Source organism: Enterovirga sp., from assembly GCF_035325185.1.
In the GTDB taxonomy this organism is placed as follows: Bacteria; Pseudomonadota; Alphaproteobacteria; order Rhizobiales; family Beijerinckiaceae; genus Enterovirga.
This window is the reverse complement of sequence record NZ_DAOLAJ010000046.1, coordinates 12511-28037: the sequence shown is the minus strand read 5'-3', so window position 1 is coordinate 28037 and position 15527 is coordinate 12511. Positions and strand designations below refer to the sequence as shown.

Below are 15527 nucleotides of genomic sequence, written 5' to 3'. Positions count from 1 at the left end.
GCGGCCGTCTTGCGGATCTGGCCCACACGCCGGGCGGCCGGGAAGGGGACGATCACTCCTCCCATGGCGGCTTGACCTCCTCATGATCGGGTTTCGGCGCCGCGGCCTTCCGGGCCACGAATTCTTTTGTCGCTGCGTCGGCGAGGGCTCGGAGCGACGCTTTGGATGGTGGCGGCCGGCGAGGCCGACCGCCAAAGCCAAGATGCCGGAAGTCGCGATCGTCGTCGGCAATCGACTGCGTTTCGCGAGCGGGGCGCGCTCGGCGCCAGTCGAGGCCGCTCATGTCACGCCCCTCTGCCGAGCGTGACGCGGGCGTAACATTTTCGGGGTACGGCGTGACATGGCGGGTGCGCTCATGCCGCCTCGGCCGGCGCCAGAGAGGTCCGCTCACGCGCCTCAAGCCAAGCCTCGATCTCGTCGGCGAACCAGGCGACCTTTTGCTCGCCGATCACGAATGGCTCAGGGAATTTGCCCTTCCGCCTCAGCCGATAGATCGTCGGATTGCTGAGGCGCACTCGCGCCAAGACCTCATGCTTGAGGAGGATGCGCCGCTCGGACATAGACCGTCTCCTGATTTCGGACGGTCTTTCTGGTAATCAACTGGAGCTACGCAGGGCATGAGGTGTTTCGATTTTTGTAATTTCGGAACACAACACCCGACCTGCCCCTTAAGCGCCTGGATCCCTCATGTCGTTGACAGCCTGACGCACCGCGCCTGGCGCAGGTGCGTCGATGCCGAAATGCCTGTGATAGATGTCCACCATGCGCATCAGCGGTCCATTGTCGGCAAAGCCAGCATGACCAGCTTCATTCCGGAGTTGGATGAGCGGCTCCCAGATACACCTGCGCTCTAGGCTTTTGTGCCCTCGCCTTTGAGTGATCGACTTCAGCCTTCGTTCGGCGCCGACCGCCAGTCTCGAGCGACCTCTCGCGTAATGTCGATTTGCGCAAGGACGGCGTCCGCAAATTCCTCGAATTTCCGGTCTGAGAATTGCACCGTTCCGTCGTCCGCCTCTTCGTGTAATAGCTCAAAATCGAATTTAATATCTTCAAACGACCATATCAGATCATCTTCGTCTACGCGTTTTAGTGCCTTGTCTATCCTGGCGGCAGCGTCGGCCAAGGCGCGAAGAGAACTGGCCCTATTAGCTAAATCTCGCGCCTTTGCGCGGCGCGCCTTCTGGCGCGCGTATCCGACGGCAATCTGTTGCAAACGATAGCCGACGTCCGCCCTTGGCATTTTCGGAGCCAATATCTGCTCCAGCCTGCCGAGATCGGCGTATGAGAGCCAATACGGGTCGGTCGTGCGAGCAAGGGGGGGAGGACGAAGGGTCCCTTGCTTGCGGACAAAAGCATCGAGTTTGCTGGAAAGCTTCACGACCATCGGCGCCGCTCTGCGATAATCACCGAGACATGCGCCTCCCACGCCGCGAGAGCCGCGCGCTTCTCTTTCAGCCGCTCGTACTTGTCATAGTGCCGGCCATGGACGTCGTCCTCGACGTGCGCGAGGACCGCCTTGCGATCCTCGCGAGATACGCCGAGACGAGCGAGCCCGGTCCCGACCGTGCGCCGGAAATCGTGGGGGGTTGGTGGCGCCCCCTTTAGGGACGCGATCGTCTCCGCGGCGGCGCTGTCGCTCTCCCATTTGCTAGCGTCTAGCGAAGCGATCACGCGTCGCAGGCCCTGCGAGAGGCTATGCCGAGCGAGTGTCGCGCGCGCCACGAAACGGCTGGCGAAGACCGCCTTGTCCCGAGGCTCGAACTCGCTCTGGTCGTCACCATCGCGCCGGCGCCGGGCGATCACGGCAACGACGATATCCCGTGCCATGGGTGCGAGCGGCACCACGTGCGGCTTCCCGGCTTTCATCCGTGCGCCTGGAATTTCAATCCTCGCGTCGGCAGGATCGTCGAGGTCGACGATCTCCGCCCGGCCGAGCCCGGCAATCTCGCCCGGGCGCTGCCCCGTGAGAAGCAGCAGCCGAAGGGCATCCGCGACATCCGCCTTGACGCCAGTCCCCTCCCCCGTGAGCGCCGTCCAAAGGACGCGCATCTCCGCATCCGAAAGCGTCCTCTCTTTGGCGGTCTCCTTCGCGCGTTTCTTCATCCGAGCGGCCGGATTGGTTTCAACCAATTCAGCATCGACCGCCCAATTGAAGAGGGTCACGATGATGGATTGGGTGCGATTGGCCGAAATTGGTGCGGCGACCTTGATCTCGTCGAGGAGCGCGATGACATCGCGCCGCGAGATGTCGCCGGCCGGCAGCTTTCCCCATTCAGCCCGGGGCCGCTTGAGGTAGCCCTCGTCGTTCCGCCAACTGGTCTTCCGAGGCTTCGCATATTCGTCGATATAGCGCTGCGCCAGCATGTCGAAGGTGAGCGCGTTCCGCGCCGCTTCCCGCTTTGCGATCCGCTCCCGCTGAGGATCGCGGCCGTCCACGACAGCCGCGCGCTGCTTCGCGGCGCGCTCGCGCGCGTCGGCGAGGCCCAAAGCCTCGAGGCTGCCCAGGGTGATCCGCTGAAAGCCGGCGCCCTCCCTTGGCCGATATCGGAACGACCAGGCGCCCTTCCCTGTCGACGACAGGCGAAGGCAGAGACCGGGCGTGCGTTCGTCCCATATCTCGAGCCGCCCGGTTTCGGGCGGCTTCAGCCCCTTCAGATATTGTGCGGTGAGGGCGACGATCGGCACCGTTGGCGAGCCCTAGTCTGGACTTGGGGGTTCAACGGGGGTTCAAAAAATCGAATCTCAGTGAACCCCCGTGAAAACAGTCGATCACGTATGCCACTGGAAAACAAGAGGTATCGATACCTTGTGAACTAGTCTGAAATGGCCTAAAAACGGCTTTGGGGCGTCTGGGGGACTAGGGGTCGTGGGTTCGATCCCGCCGCTCCGACCATGCTCCGCCCGCCACCGAATGCCGTGGAATACGTGGGCTCGCGCAGCGGATCACCGTGCCGCCCTCAGCGGATTTTCGTCGAAATCCCGCCGATCAGAGACAGGATGGTCGCAATCACTTCTGATTGCGGCGCTGTCCGACAGGTGAGAAGCGGCGCATCGATCCGATAGGCCGCGCCCGCATGCAGCGTGCAGGCGGCGAGGCTTTCGGGATGGGCGTTGCGGCATCCGCGCCACCAGCGGGCGACGAGCCAATGCAGATCGCCCGGCGCCGTCCCGGCGGCGCGCCAGTCGCTCGAAACCCGCCCCGCGCCGGGTCCCAGTTCATCCGCGCCACATCTCGAATCGGGCAGGACACGCCCCGTCACGATGCGTCCCAGGCACCGCCGGACGGTGCATTCGGCCGTGAATCCGCTCTCCCCGGAGGTTACGGACCATGTTTGCGCATCATAAGAGAGCATCAGCACACCGAATTTCACCTGTCGTGTCTCCTCCGCAACAGCCACCTCGAAGCAGGCAGCCGAAAGGAGCGCAACGACAAGTCCGGCCCTCTGGAGCCGGCGCGCCAACGGACGGAAATCGGACAGGCCCCACCTTCTCATTCGGTCTCGATACGCCCTCGGTGCCGAAATTCTCCCATGAACATGACGAAGGTCGCTCGAAAGACCTCGATCTCGTCCCATTGCGGCCATATCGCCCCGGCATGAAGCTCTCGCGCACAAGAATTTCGGGCGTGTTGCTTTGGGGGCGAGATGCGGTCCTGGTCGCAGGGTCGGTTTGAATGCGCGCGGGCGCTGAACGGCGATACGGAGATCCTCTGGCTCGCTCCCCGCTCCGTGCTGAAACAACCGGAAAGCCTCGGCGTCTCGCTCGAAGGGGCGACGCTCAAGGCCGGGCGGATCGCCGCCTGTGTCGTCGGCGGCCTCGCCGTGAGCATGATGATGCCGGGCACAGCTCTCGCCCCGATCGCGCAGGCGAGGGCATCGCTGGACGCCATCGCCTTGCCCGCCCTGCCCGAGATCACCGTCTCGGTCCCGGCCGCGGAGAACCAGGGATTCGCCGATGCCCGGGCGCAGGTCGAGCAGTTCCTTCGCTTCGGCAATCGCGAGGTGCCGCGCCCCCTCGTGGACGCGATCGTGCGGGCCGCGGCAGCGACCAAGGTCGACCCCATCTATCTGATGGCGCTCGCCGACAAGGAATCGGCCTTCCAGCCGAGCGTGAAGGCCCCGACCTCGAGCGCCAAGGGTCTGTACCAATTCATCGACCGGACGTGGCTCGACGTCGTGCGCCGGTTCGGGGCCGATCACGGCCTCGCGGCCGAGGCCGCCGCGGTCTATGGCGAAAAAGAGAAGCCGATCGTCGATGATCCCGAGCTTCGCACCCGCATTCTCCGGCTCCGCGACGACCCTTATCTCTCGGCCGTCATGGCCGCCGAGATGCTGAAGAAGGATGCCGAAGAGATCGGCCTGAAGATCGGCCGGCCCCTGACGACCACGGAGATGTATCTCGCCCATTTCCTGGGAATCGAGGACGCGGCCCGCTTCATCGCACTCCGCGAGGAGAAGACGCCGCCGACCGCCTCCCAGATCTTTCCGGCGGCGGCCCGCGCCAACGTGGCGATCTTCTACGGGCCGGCCGTTCGCACGGGCGGGCGCAGGCGCCGCGGCCGCTGGACGCGCCCCGGCCTCACCATTCCGCAGGTCTATGACAAGATCCAGGGCATGATCGACGCCCGGCTGGAGCGCTTCACTCCCATCAAGACCTATGCGGCCGCGTGGACGCAGTGAGCCTCCCGCCCGGACACAGATGCCTTAAACCAATAAACCCAAAATGGTTGCAGCCTCGACCATGAGATGATGGGTCAAGGCGGCCTCGGCCGCCTCCGCGTCCCGCGCGAGAATGGCGCCGAGGATCCGAGGGTGGTCGTCACGGGCGGCTTGCGCCTGGGCGAGGCCCACCCTGTCGCGCAGCCGGCCCCATTCCAGCCGGTGCCGTGCGAGCATGGCCCGGTCGAACAAATCGACGAGAACCGGGTTTCCCGAGGCCAAGGCGATGGCGCGGTGGAAGGCGTCGTCCGCATCGTCGAGCGAGGCTCCATCCCGTGCCGCTCCCACCGCGGCTTCCGCCCGGCGCATCCGCTCGTGATCCGCCGCCGTCGCCTCGCGCGCGGCAAGCCGCGCCAAAACAGGCTCGAAAGCAAGCCGGGCCGAGAGAAGATGCCGGGGAGAGGCATCGGAAAATTCGCCGGGACCTCCCGCTCCAGTTCCCGCCTCCTCGTGGCTTTCCCGTCCCTCCGCCGCGGCTCCTCCCTGGACAAAGGTGCCCCGTCCGACCTGCCGGACGAGGAGACCGTCCGCCTCCAGAAGAGCTAGGCCCTTGCGCAGGGAAGCACGCGACAATCCGAGCCTTTCGGCCAGGACGCGCTCCGGCGGCAACCTTTCGCCATTGCGAAGGCGCTCGCTGGAAAACCATTCTTGGACCAATTCCACAGATTGGTTCATTCGCTCAGGATAGCACCAACCATTCGCCAGTCCAAATGATCCTCGCGACAGATCGGAGGTTGATGACAAAAACCAGCTTGGTTGTCTTGGCTTCCATCGAGCGCTGACCTCATGCAAAGGTCTCTCTCGCCTTCCTTTTTCGCTGACGAGAAGAGAGGCTGGCCGGAATGCGAGACTGGAAACTGTGGAGGCATTCGGCGGCGCGGACCGGCGATCTCTCGCGTCGCAGCAGGAGCCGGAGACTCAGACCGCCGGAAGCGGTGCTCCTCCTATGAACCAATTTGGTTTAATGGTTTGCTCGCAGAGCGAGACCCTCTGAGCGCCCCATGCGGTCCGCGGGAACCGATGGCGCACGAGAGGAACCAGACCTGCCCGCCGCCCGATCATGCCGGTGCGCCTCTCAAAACGCCTTGAAGGTGATCACGGTGCGCGTATCAGCGATATCGGCGAGGGTCTGGACGTTCTCGGCGACGAAATGGCCGATATCGACCCCGTCATCGACGTGAAACTTGGCGAGAATGTCGTAATTTCCCGCCGTCGAGTAGATTTCCGAGGCGATTTCGCGGTCGGCCAGGGCGCTGGCCACCGGGTAGGTCTGGCCGAGCTTGCACTTGATCTCGACGAAGAAGGTCTGCATGCGCGCGGCTCCGGGCTGGGCGATCGATCCGAACGAGCGGCTGCCCAACCGGACCTCTACCGGATGGCCGCCGGCACGACAAACCGCCGGGCGGCGGGTCCCATTCCGATGACGATCTCGACGAGGGCGGCCGCCAGCGCCCGCCGCCACGAGGCGCCCGCGAGCCTCCCGCGACGTCCCGCCCGCCTCGGCTTCGGAACCAGGGGGATGTGAACGAAGAGCGTCGGCCCCGTCCTCGCCAAGGCGCGGAAATAGGCTGCGTTGCAGAGATACCGGCCGGCATCGCGGGAGCGGCGCGCCTCGATGCGGTGGCGGGCGAGGCTGCGCAGAACGGGCGTGATCCGCACGCGGGTTCTGCGCGGCGCCGCCCCGAGTCCGGCCCCCAATTCCGGCCGGGCGCCCCTCGCATCGGAAAACAGGGTCGAGCGCCGGGGGGTCGAGCGCTCCTCCACGCGGACCCGCGAGGCCCTCCCCGCGACGCCGAGCAGGAGGAGAATATCGGGTCCGGCGGCGAGCGCGGGATCGAGTTCCGCGGGAAGGCTGCCATAGGCGGTGGTCAGGACGAGGGGTGCCGCCTCGATGCCGTGAAGGCGCAGGCGGGGCGCGGCCGCGACCTCCCGGGCCATCGCCGCGCTCGGATTGCGGGGCATGCGCGGAAAGGGGCCGAAGCCGGTGACGAGAAGACGCATCGGAATCCCCTGCCCTGCCCGCCTCACAAGCCCAGGAGCGCGGCCAGCTCGTCCGCCCCCGCCGCCGGGGAGACCGCGCCCTCCGCGACGGCCGCCTCGAGATCGGGGAGCCGCGCGCGGACGGCCGGGCTCGTCAGCATCTTCTCGCGCAGCCGCTCTTCCACCATCGCCCACATCCAGCGGGTATTCTGCTCGCGGCGCTTCCTCGCCAGGGCGCCCGCGCCTTCGAGCCGCGCGCGGTGAGCCATTACGGCCGCCCACAGCTCTTCGAGACCCTGCCCCGCGAGGCCCGAGACGAGGAGCACCGGCGGCGTCCAGAGCGCGTCATGCGGCACGAGGATGCGCAAGGCGGCGCGGTATTCGGCGGCGGCCGCCGCCGCCCTCTGCGCGCCGGGGCCGTCCGCCTTGTTCACCGCGATGATGTCGGCCAGCTCGATGACGCCCTTCTTGATGCCCTGCAACTCGTCTCCCGCCCCGGGCAGCGCCAGGACGAGAAAGGTATCGGTCAGGTCCGCCACGGCCGTTTCCGACTGGCCGACGCCCACGGTCTCGACAAGGATCGCATCGAAGCCGGCCGCCTCGCAGAGCAGCATCGCCTCGCGCGTCTTGGCGGCGACGCCGCCCAGGGTCCCCGAGGAGGGAGACGGCCGCACGAAGGCTTCGGGCGCGACCGCGAGGCGCGCCATCCGCGTCTTGTCGCCGAGGATCGCCCCTCCCGTCCGCCGTGAGCTCGGATCGACGGCGAGAACGGCGACCTTCATGCCCTGCTCGATCAGATGGGCACCGAGCGCGTCGATCATCGTCGACTTGCCGACGCCGGGCACCCCGGTGATGCCGACGCGGACGGCGCGTCCCGTGCGGGGCAGCAGCGCCTCGATCAGGGCCCGCGCGGCCTTGCGGTCGTCGGCGCGCTTCGATTCGACCAGCGTGATGGCGCGGGCCAGCGCCGAGCGCTCGCCCGCGGCGACGGCTTGCGGATCGGGAGGAGGACGTCGGATCATGCCTGCTTGTGGCGAAGACGGAGGCCGCCGTCGAGCGCTCAGGCGGCCGCCTTTCCCGTTCCGAGGGGGACGAAGGCGGCCAGGGAAAACAGGAGGGCGAGGCCGAGGAGCTGGGCATGCGAGCCCGTCCACGAGAAAACCGCCGCCATCAGGAATCCCGTCGCCGCCTGGGCGAATGCGAAGGCGAGCGTCGCGCGGGCCCAGACGGCTCCGGAAGCAGGGCCCGCCATCTCGCGCGCCCGGGCCAGCGTCACGGCGGTGAGCCCGATCGCGGCGAAGCCCCCGAGGAACCCGCCCGCCATCAGCGCCGCGCCGAAGGGCGCGAACAGCAGGGAGACCCCCGCAAGCTGGAGGCCGAGCCAGATGCGGAAGGCACGGACAGACCCGAGGCGATCGGCCACCCGCCCGCCGACCAGGGGGCCGCAGATCCCGCCGAGGCCGAAGGCGAGAAACGCCCCCGCCCCCCAGGGGACGGCAAGGCCCCGCCCCCGCACGACGATATCGGCGAGATAGACCATGTGCGGCACGAGCCCGGCGGCCGACAGGCCATAGGCCAGGGCGAGCCGGCCCGTGCCGGCAGGGAGCGCGCCCACGACGGCCACGACGGGAACCCGCGGCCATGCGCGACGCGCGGCGATCCACAGGCAGAGGACGGCGGCGGCGAGGCCGAGCCAGGTCCCGGCGATGCCGGCCGCGCCGAGCAGGGTTGGCACGGCGATCGCGCCCGCGATCGCTCCCGTTCCGACGCCCGTCATGACGATGCCGCCCGCAAGCCCGCGCCGCTCGGGGGCGACGAGGCCCTGGACCGCCGGCCCGGCCAGCACCATCAGGATGCCGCCCGCGATTCCGGCGAGGGCGCGGCAGGCGGCAAGCCAGACAACGCCGCCGTTCCAGCCGCAGCCGGCGAAGGAGAGGACGACGAGACCCATGCCGAGATCAAGAGAGGCCCCCGTGCCGAGCGCCGCGCCGACCCGCCGTCCGCCGACGACCCCAAGCACGTAGCCGGCGAGGTTCAGGGCGCCGAGGAGCCCCGCCTGCCCCCCGCTCACCCAGCCCGCCGACACCATGGCGGGAAAGAGCGGCACATAGGCGAAGCGCGCGAGGCCGAGCCCCGAGAAGGTTCCGCCGGCGCCGGCGAAAGCAGGCCGGAGGCCGACAGCGGCACTCATCGGCCGGCGCGCAGTCCCGCCGAGGGCGGCACCGGCTCTCCGGGCGGAGCCGGGGGCCCTCTTCTCTCTGAACACATCCTGTTCACAGGGGCCGGCATCCACGTCGCTCCGAACGGCTACTCTCTTGATTCCAACGTTTGGAACCCGCGGTTTCGGGGATATCCCCGATCATTGCTGCTATGCACGGCACATCATGTCCATCGGAACGTACGCCTGGGCGCACGGATTTTGACCCCGACTCTCGGTATAAGTACGATTATTGCCTCTTTCCAACACTGTGATATGAGAGCCGCAATGTCGAGCCCGATCTGGAAAAGACGATGATTTCGCAAAATCAAGACAAAATGCGAATCTATATCTTACCATTTCTTCTTGTAATTGTTATTTTCGCGTTCCACACACGCTGGCCAGAGATCATTCCTGCAGGAAACGGGGTCGGCTATGACGGCACCGTTTATGCAGAAATGGTGACCCGTCTCGACGAGATGGTCAAGCAGGACCAACTCTCCGCGTATTACGCGCAGAAAATGCTTCCATCGCTTATTGCGAGAACATGGGTAGGCCTACTTGGAATAACCGCAACAAACAATAATATTATTCAGATATTTATAATCATGAACCTTATTCTTGTTCTGATTTCAGCGGGCTTTTGGGTCGCCATAACGAGGCGACTCAATCTTGGAACGACAGCCTTCTTGATTGGCGCATCAGGAATTGTTCTTTTTTACCTAAATGCAAAGCAGATATATTATAATCCAGTCATGACCGACGCGTATGGCCTCATGACCGGATGCGGGCTGGTTTATGCAACCATCTCCAGAAGATTGCCTCTTATTTGCATCTTATCTGTGTTCGGTGCTTTTGCGTGGCAGATGAGCAGCGCTGTCGGGGCTCTGCTGGCCATTGCGCTTCTTTTCGAGTTTCAGAAAGCGCCTCCAGGCGCTCGCTTATTCGTTGAGAATAAGCGAGTTTTATATGGAATTATCTCATTCAGTTTGTTTATTTCTTTGACTGTTGCCGCTTCCTCGGTCGCGTTGTCGATGATGGGGGCGGAGCGGAAAAGAAATTTTCTGGGAAGGATACTGACTTTTGATTTTACCAGGGTGCTGACGAACTCTCCGACGCTGCTATTGATCGGGCTGGGGGCGCTATCTATATTGGTCGCCGCATACCTCGCGAAGCCCAGGCTGGCGGCAAGACCTTTGAAAATCGCCGCACACATGGTTGTCGCGGGCTTGATCATCGCGATCCCTGCCGTGATCATCCGCTCGATCTCCAATCCAGATATTCCGGCGCCTGGCCTTCAGGGGGTTCGGGAAATACTCGCGGCGCTGCTTGTCGACCGGGTGTCGGACAGGATGGTTCTGCTGCCTTTCATTGCACACGCGGTCTATTATGGCCCGGTATTCCTTCTCCTGATTGCGAAATGGCCTGATACGGTCAGATCGGCGACAACCCTCGGGCCATCCGTCACGCTTATGTTGCTGCTGTTTATTGGCCTCTCCGGCTTCTCCGAATCAAGATTTACTCTTCTTCTATGGCCTTTTGTCGTTACGATCGTCGCGAAGACACAGGACGGAAGAGCGATCGGGGCGGCCTTCGTCATCGCCTTTACAGCATTGACTGCCATCTACTCCCGCTTCTGGTTGAGGATCAACCAAGCTCCATGGCCAAAACCGGACTATGGCTTTCTGGATCAGTGGCCGAAATCGATATACTTCTCTCCCTACGGGCCTTGGATGAACTGGCACTTCTATATCGGGCAGGGGTTTCTGGTGGCCGTCTCCCTTGGGGTATTGGTCTGGACCATGCAGGGTTCCAGATCCTCGGCCGGGCTTGCAACCTCCAAACTTGACGGAAAGTGAGTCATGGGCCCCCTCCCCGTTCCTTTCAACAGACCATCCCTCGTCGGAAATGAAGTCAAATATCTGCGCGACGCGATCCGGCGGGGGCAGTTGGCCGGGGACGGCCATTATACCCGGCAATGCAGCGCCCGGATCTGCGAGCTGACCGGCGCGCCCCGGGCGATGCTGACGCATTCCTGCACCGCGGCCTTGGAAATGGCAGCGATTCTCTGCAACCTCGGCCCCGGGGACGAAGTCATCATGCCTTCGTTCACGTTCGTCTCGACCGCCAATGCGGTTGCCTTGCGCGGTGCGGTTCCGGTTTTCGTCGACATCGATTCCGATACCCTGAACATCGATCCCGTCTGCGTCGCTGCGGCCGTGACGCCGCGGACCCGCGCGATCTTCGCGGTTCATTATGCGGGATTTCCCGCCGACATGGACGCGCTGGCGGCCATCGCCCGCGCCCACGACCTCCTGCTCGTCGAGGATGCGGCCCAGGCCCTCGGCTCGCGCTACAAGGGGCGGCCCTGCGGCTCGCTGGGCGACCTTGCAGCGTTCAGCTTCCATGAGACGAAGAACATCATCAGCGGCGAGGGCGGGGCGCTGACCGTCAACCGCCCCGAAATGGTCGAGCGGGCCGAGATCATCCGGGAAAAAGGCACCAACAGGTCGCGGTTCTTCCGCGGCCAGGTGGACAAGTATACCTGGGTCGATATCGGGTCCTCCTTTCTCCCCGGCGAGTTGATCGCCTCATATCTCTATGCACAGCTCGAGATGGCCGAGATGATCAATACGCGCCGCCTCGCCTGTTTCGAGCGGTACATGGAAGCCTTCGCCGAACTCGAGACCCGCCAGCGCCTGCGCCTGCCGCGCTTCGCGGCGGAGGGAACCGGGAACGGACATATGTTCTACCTTCTGCTGCGGGACGAGGCCGACCGCGCGGGCTTCATCGCCCACATGAAGGCGAATGGGATCGGAACGCCGTTCCATTACGTGCCGCTGCACAGCGCGCCGGCCGGGAAGAGGCTCGCGCGCAGCCACGGGCGGCTCGCCGTGACCGACCGGATATCCGAAACGCTCGTGCGCCTGCCGATGTTCTTCGATCTCGGCTCGCAGATCGAGAACGTGATCGATCACGCGCTCGGCTATTTCGACGGAGAGGCGATCTCGTGAAGCCGGCAACGCTGATCAGCATCGTCTCGCCGGTCTATGGCTGCCGGGACTGTCTCCAGGCCTTGTCGGACGCGGTCGCGGCGGCGTTGCGCGAATCCGGGCTGGAATGGGAGCTGGTGCTGGTCGACGACCGCGCCCCGGACGATCCCTGGCCGATGATCAGGGGCCTCGCGCAGAGGGATCGACGGATTCGGGGCGTGCGGCTGTCGCGAAACCACGGCCAGCACCTGGCCATCTGGGCCGGGCTCGAGGCCGCGCGCGGGGAGTGGGTCGTCGTCCTCGATTGCGATCTCCAGGACGATCCGGCCATCATCCCGCGCCTGCTGGACAAGGCCCTGGCCGAGGGGAGCGATGCGGTTGTCGTCGATCGCGGGGAGTGGAGCGACACGGGCTTTCGCCGCCGGGCATCGCAATTGTTCTATCGCGTGATGGAAACGCTGGGCGGGCTGAAGCTGAACAACAACATCGGCAATTTCGGCATCTACAGCCGCCGGCTGGTCGACGTGCTGCTGCGCTTCCGCGACAAGGAGGTGTTTCTGCCGGTGATGGTGGCGCTGACGGGCCTGCCCGTCACCACCCTGTCGCTGGACAGGTCGGCGCGCCAGATCGGGCGCAGCTCCTACAACCTGAGCCGGCTCATCCGCATGGCGGGCGCCATCGTCATCCGCTTCTCGGATCGCCCGCTCAAGCTCAGCGTCGTTCTGGGCGCGGCGCTCAGCGGCTTCGCGGCATTGTTCTCGGTCGTCCTGCTGCTCGCCTGGGCGACGGGCGCCTTCAGCGTTCCGGGCTGGACCAGCCTGATCCTGTCCGTCTGGTTTCTCGCCGGCCTCATCCTCGCGGTGCTGGGAGTGCATGGCGTCTATATCGGCCGCATCTTTGCCGAGGTACAGGATCGGCCGCGCATCCTGGTCGAGCAGACGACCGACGGGGAGGACATGCGAGACGCCGGCGAGCGGGCCGGCCGTGGCTGAGGCGCCCCGCCTCCTCCGACTGCTGCCTCCCAGCCTGATGCGCTACGGCGTCGTCGGCCTCGCGACGAATGGCGGCCTCTACCTGCTGTTCGTGCTGCTGGTGTGGCTTGGGCTTTCGGCGGTCGCGACCGCGGCTTTGTGCTACGGCCTCGGGCTGGCGCTCAGCTATCTCCTGAACCGGCGCTGGTCGTTTCAAAGCACCGCCTCGCATCGCCGGGACCTGCCGCGCTTCCTGTTGTCCTACGGGGTCGGCTTCATCGCCACGATGATCTTCATCGCCCTCCTGACGCGGGTTCTCCGGCCCGAGATCGCGCAGTTTCTCAATATCGGCCTGACGGCCATGGTGATCTATCTGTGCCTGCGGCTGACCCGCTTCGGCCACACGGAAGGCACCCATGCCGATTGAACTCAACGCCCTGGAATCCGCGCGCTTCGGCATCACCGCGGCGCGGCTGACGGATCTCTCGGCCCCGCTCGACCGGGTGAACGCGGCGGCGCGCGCGCAAGGCGTGCAGATGATCACGGCACGGGTGGACAGCAACCACCTGCCCCTCGTGCAGGCGCTCGAGGAGGACGGCTACCGGCTGATGGACATGCTGGTCTATTACAGCCACGATCTGGCTCGCCTGCCCGAGCCCGGCGCTTCGCCTGCGGGCGAGACCCTTCGGCGCGCCTCCCCCGCGGACGCCGCCGCCGTGGCCGAAGTCGCGAAGGCGGCCTTCCGGGGCTATCTGGGACATTTCCATTCGGACCCGCGCCTGTCGGGCACGGACGCGGACGCGGCCTATGTCGAATGGGCGCAATCCAGCGTCACGACATGCGACGACACGGCCCCGGCCTTCGTGGCAGTCGCGGATGGCAGGATCGTCGCCTTTCTGACCACCGACATGAATGCGAGGGAAATCGTCCTCAACGCCGTTCTTCCCCAGGTGCAGGGACAGGGCATTTACGGCCGCCTGGTAGACCAGGCCCTGCAAGCGGCCCGGAGGGCCGGCTGCCGGCAATTGAGCGTTTCGACCCAGGTCAACAACATCGCCCCGCAGCGGACCTGGTGCCGGCGTGGCTTTCGCCCCCTGCGCAGCCTCTACACCCTGCACAAATGGTTCTCGCCGGAATGACCGCCGAGCCCGCCTCCCCTTCACCCGATCCTGGAAGACGGGGACGTGCCTGATGCCTCCCGCTCCCCGTTCCGCGTGACCCAAGCCAGCCAGCCGAGCGCGGCCAGGACGACGATGCCCTGTCCCGCATAGGCAGGCCAATCCATCGAGGGGCCGAAGCGCGTCGTCAGCACGGATCCGATCCATTGATGGAAGGCATTCGAATCCTGGGTTGCGGAAAGCACGTCATTGGTCCTCAGCCAGACGCTCGAAAAGACGATCACAAGCAAAATAAAAGTTGCATTGAAAAGAGTCGACGTATTCTCCGACTTGTAAACATATGCGGTGACCGCGACTGCGAACGGCCACATCAGGATGGAAAAACGCGACTCCGAGAATCCTGCCAATCCTAGGAACAGGAGCAACATGAGGACGACTGCAGGCCCGAGAGCAATCGCTGACCTGACGGCATCGGGCCATCTGACAATCAGGAGAAGAAACACCGGCCCATAATACACCGCATGCGCGATGAGCGGCTGTAGCACCATCCCGGAAAAGACACGGTCGAGAAGAAGCGCCGAGAGTGTTTCTCGAAAACCCTGAACTCCAAATACCACGATATCCGGATTGGAAATCGAACGGACAATCACGGCAGGGATCGCGATGATCAAGCCCGCGACAATCACATGCGCAGCGATTTTCAAAGGTCCTGCCGCCAGCCTGGGCTTGGCGAGGTAGGCCGCAATCAATATGGACAACGCCCCCAGCGCGATCAACAACAGCGTCGGAGAGTTCGTCAGCATCCTGATAAAATCGAAGTTGAGAATCCTTCCCAGGAAATGTCTTTTTCGGTCCGGCCCCATCATGGACAACGCGACCGAGGAAGCGGCAACAACGAAAGAGATCAATAATATACATGAGATCAAGCTGTATAAAATCGGCCTTCTCTCGATGAACAAGCGATTTACAAGAGGGGTTTTCTGAAATTCGAAAAGAAATGCAATGATCATCAGGGCGCCGGCAGCACTGCTGATCTGCCACGTGAACGCACCTATCATCGCGAGGAGAAAAACCAGATAAGCATTTCTAACGACCGCAGCATACAGAAAGCCACACCCTATTGCCAAAGCAAATGTATCTGTAAGAACAGGATAGTAGTAAATATTCTTGGCACTCTGGAAGCACAGGGCGATGCCGGAAAAGCCTATCCAGAAAGCCAAGCGTGACAGGCGCAAGCGGTAAGAGGCCGCAAACCAAAGGACAAGAGCAAGAAGCGTAAGGAAAAAATTCATATACATGAATGCATATATGATATTTTCCCTGGAAAACTCGTTCCCCGTTATCGACAATATCGTTTTGATGACAAAGGAAGGCAGAATGCGCTGAGCGTGATATCGAGACAGCTCGCTGTTATTGATCATGTCCTGAAGATGAACAACCATCTTGGCATACAGCACGCCATCGACACCGAACCCGTCGCCCGCCTGAATGATGTCAGGATAGGCCTGGTGGAAGAAGAAGATCGTCACAATGATGATCGTGGCCGGAAG

17 protein-coding genes are annotated in these 15527 nt (G+C 64.1%); 6 read left to right on the top strand and 11 right to left on the bottom strand.

Features of this window, described 5'->3' with window-relative positions; genetic code table 11:
- Positions 1 to 52: 52 nt before the first annotated feature.
- The 5 genes from PKD06_RS10955 to PKD06_RS10935 form a co-directional block, all read right to left on the bottom strand.
- Complete coding sequence (locus PKD06_RS10955; RefSeq protein ID WP_324380208.1) at positions 53 to 283, bottom strand: hypothetical protein; 231 nt, start codon at positions 281 to 283, stop codon at positions 53 to 55.
- 70 nt (positions 284 to 353) lie between these two features.
- Positions 354 to 560 (bottom strand): AlpA family phage regulatory protein, encoded by a 207-nt coding sequence (locus PKD06_RS10950; RefSeq protein ID WP_324380207.1) that lies wholly within the window; start codon positions 558 to 560, stop codon positions 354 to 356.
- A gap of 326 nt (positions 561 to 886) precedes the next feature.
- Positions 887 to 1384, bottom strand: coding sequence for a hypothetical protein (locus PKD06_RS10945; protein WP_324380206.1), 498 nt, complete (start codon positions 1382 to 1384; stop codon positions 887 to 889).
- On the bottom strand, positions 1375 to 2685 hold the full coding sequence (locus PKD06_RS10940) for a site-specific integrase (RefSeq protein WP_324380205.1): 1311 nt from the start codon (positions 2683 to 2685) through the stop codon (positions 1375 to 1377). Before PKD06_RS10940 ends, PKD06_RS10945 begins: the two co-directional genes overlap by 10 nt.
- Positions 2686 to 2957: 272 nt before the next feature.
- The gene (locus tag PKD06_RS10935) at positions 2958 to 3260 is read right to left on the bottom strand and encodes a hypothetical protein (RefSeq protein ID WP_324380204.1); all 303 of its coding nucleotides are present in this window, start codon (positions 3258 to 3260) and stop codon (positions 2958 to 2960) included.
- A gap of 384 nt (positions 3261 to 3644) precedes the next feature.
- On the opposite strand from PKD06_RS10935, the gene PKD06_RS10930 reads away from it, so the two are divergent.
- A complete protein-coding gene (locus PKD06_RS10930; protein ID WP_324380203.1) occupies positions 3645 to 4679 on the top strand; it encodes a transglycosylase SLT domain-containing protein in 1035 nt (344 codons plus the stop codon).
- A 24-nt stretch (positions 4680 to 4703) separates the two neighbouring features.
- Here the strand turns inward: PKD06_RS10930 and PKD06_RS10925 are convergent, their stop codons facing one another.
- The 5 genes from PKD06_RS10925 to PKD06_RS10905 form a co-directional block, all read right to left on the bottom strand.
- Positions 4704 to 5393: an FCD domain-containing protein gene (locus tag PKD06_RS10925; RefSeq protein WP_324380215.1), complete on the bottom strand. Its 690-nt coding sequence runs from the start codon at positions 5391 to 5393 to the stop codon at positions 4704 to 4706.
- A 400-nt stretch (positions 5394 to 5793) separates the two neighbouring features.
- The gene (locus tag PKD06_RS10920; protein WP_324380202.1) at positions 5794 to 6030 is read right to left on the bottom strand and encodes an Lrp/AsnC ligand binding domain-containing protein; all 237 of its coding nucleotides are present in this window, start codon (positions 6028 to 6030) and stop codon (positions 5794 to 5796) included.
- Between the two features lie 56 nt (positions 6031 to 6086).
- Entirely contained in the window at positions 6087 to 6719 is a 633-nt protein-coding gene (locus PKD06_RS10915) for a peptidase C15 (RefSeq protein ID WP_324380201.1), read from the bottom strand.
- A gap of 23 nt (positions 6720 to 6742) precedes the next feature.
- Positions 6743 to 7720: a methylmalonyl Co-A mutase-associated GTPase MeaB gene (gene meaB / locus PKD06_RS10910; protein ID WP_324380200.1), complete on the bottom strand. Its 978-nt coding sequence runs from the start codon at positions 7718 to 7720 to the stop codon at positions 6743 to 6745.
- Positions 7721 to 7758: 38 nt separating this feature from the next.
- Positions 7759 to 8889 (bottom strand): YbfB/YjiJ family MFS transporter, encoded by a 1131-nt coding sequence (locus PKD06_RS10905; protein ID WP_324380199.1) that lies wholly within the window; start codon positions 8887 to 8889, stop codon positions 7759 to 7761.
- Between the two features lie 320 nt (positions 8890 to 9209).
- Here PKD06_RS10905 and PKD06_RS10900 point away from each other — a divergent pair, with 320 nt between their 5' ends.
- The 5 genes from PKD06_RS10900 to PKD06_RS10880 are packed head-to-tail and all read left to right on the top strand — an operon-like array spanning position 9210 to position 13998.
- A complete protein-coding gene (locus PKD06_RS10900) occupies positions 9210 to 10754 on the top strand; it encodes a hypothetical protein (protein WP_324380198.1) in 1545 nt (514 codons plus the stop codon).
- Between the two features lie 3 nt (positions 10755 to 10757).
- The gene (gene rffA, locus PKD06_RS10895) at positions 10758 to 11909 is read left to right on the top strand and encodes a dTDP-4-amino-4,6-dideoxygalactose transaminase (protein ID WP_324380197.1); all 1152 of its coding nucleotides are present in this window, start codon (positions 10758 to 10760) and stop codon (positions 11907 to 11909) included.
- The gene (locus PKD06_RS10890; protein ID WP_324380196.1) at positions 11906 to 12880 is read left to right on the top strand and encodes a glycosyltransferase family 2 protein; all 975 of its coding nucleotides are present in this window, start codon (positions 11906 to 11908) and stop codon (positions 12878 to 12880) included. Before rffA ends, PKD06_RS10890 begins: the two co-directional genes overlap by 4 nt.
- Complete coding sequence (locus PKD06_RS10885; RefSeq protein WP_324380195.1) at positions 12873 to 13286, top strand: GtrA family protein; 414 nt, start codon at positions 12873 to 12875, stop codon at positions 13284 to 13286. The genes PKD06_RS10890 and PKD06_RS10885 overlap by 8 nt, the downstream gene beginning before the upstream one ends.
- On the top strand, positions 13276 to 13998 hold the full coding sequence (locus PKD06_RS10880; protein ID WP_324380194.1) for a GNAT family N-acetyltransferase: 723 nt from the start codon (positions 13276 to 13278) through the stop codon (positions 13996 to 13998). The genes PKD06_RS10885 and PKD06_RS10880 overlap by 11 nt, the downstream gene beginning before the upstream one ends.
- A 20-nt stretch (positions 13999 to 14018) precedes the next feature.
- Here the strand turns inward: PKD06_RS10880 and PKD06_RS10875 are convergent, their stop codons facing one another.
- On the bottom strand, positions 14019 to 15506 hold the full coding sequence (locus PKD06_RS10875) for a hypothetical protein (RefSeq protein WP_324380193.1): 1488 nt from the start codon (positions 15504 to 15506) through the stop codon (positions 14019 to 14021).
- Between the last annotated feature and the right edge of the window lie 21 nt (positions 15507 to 15527).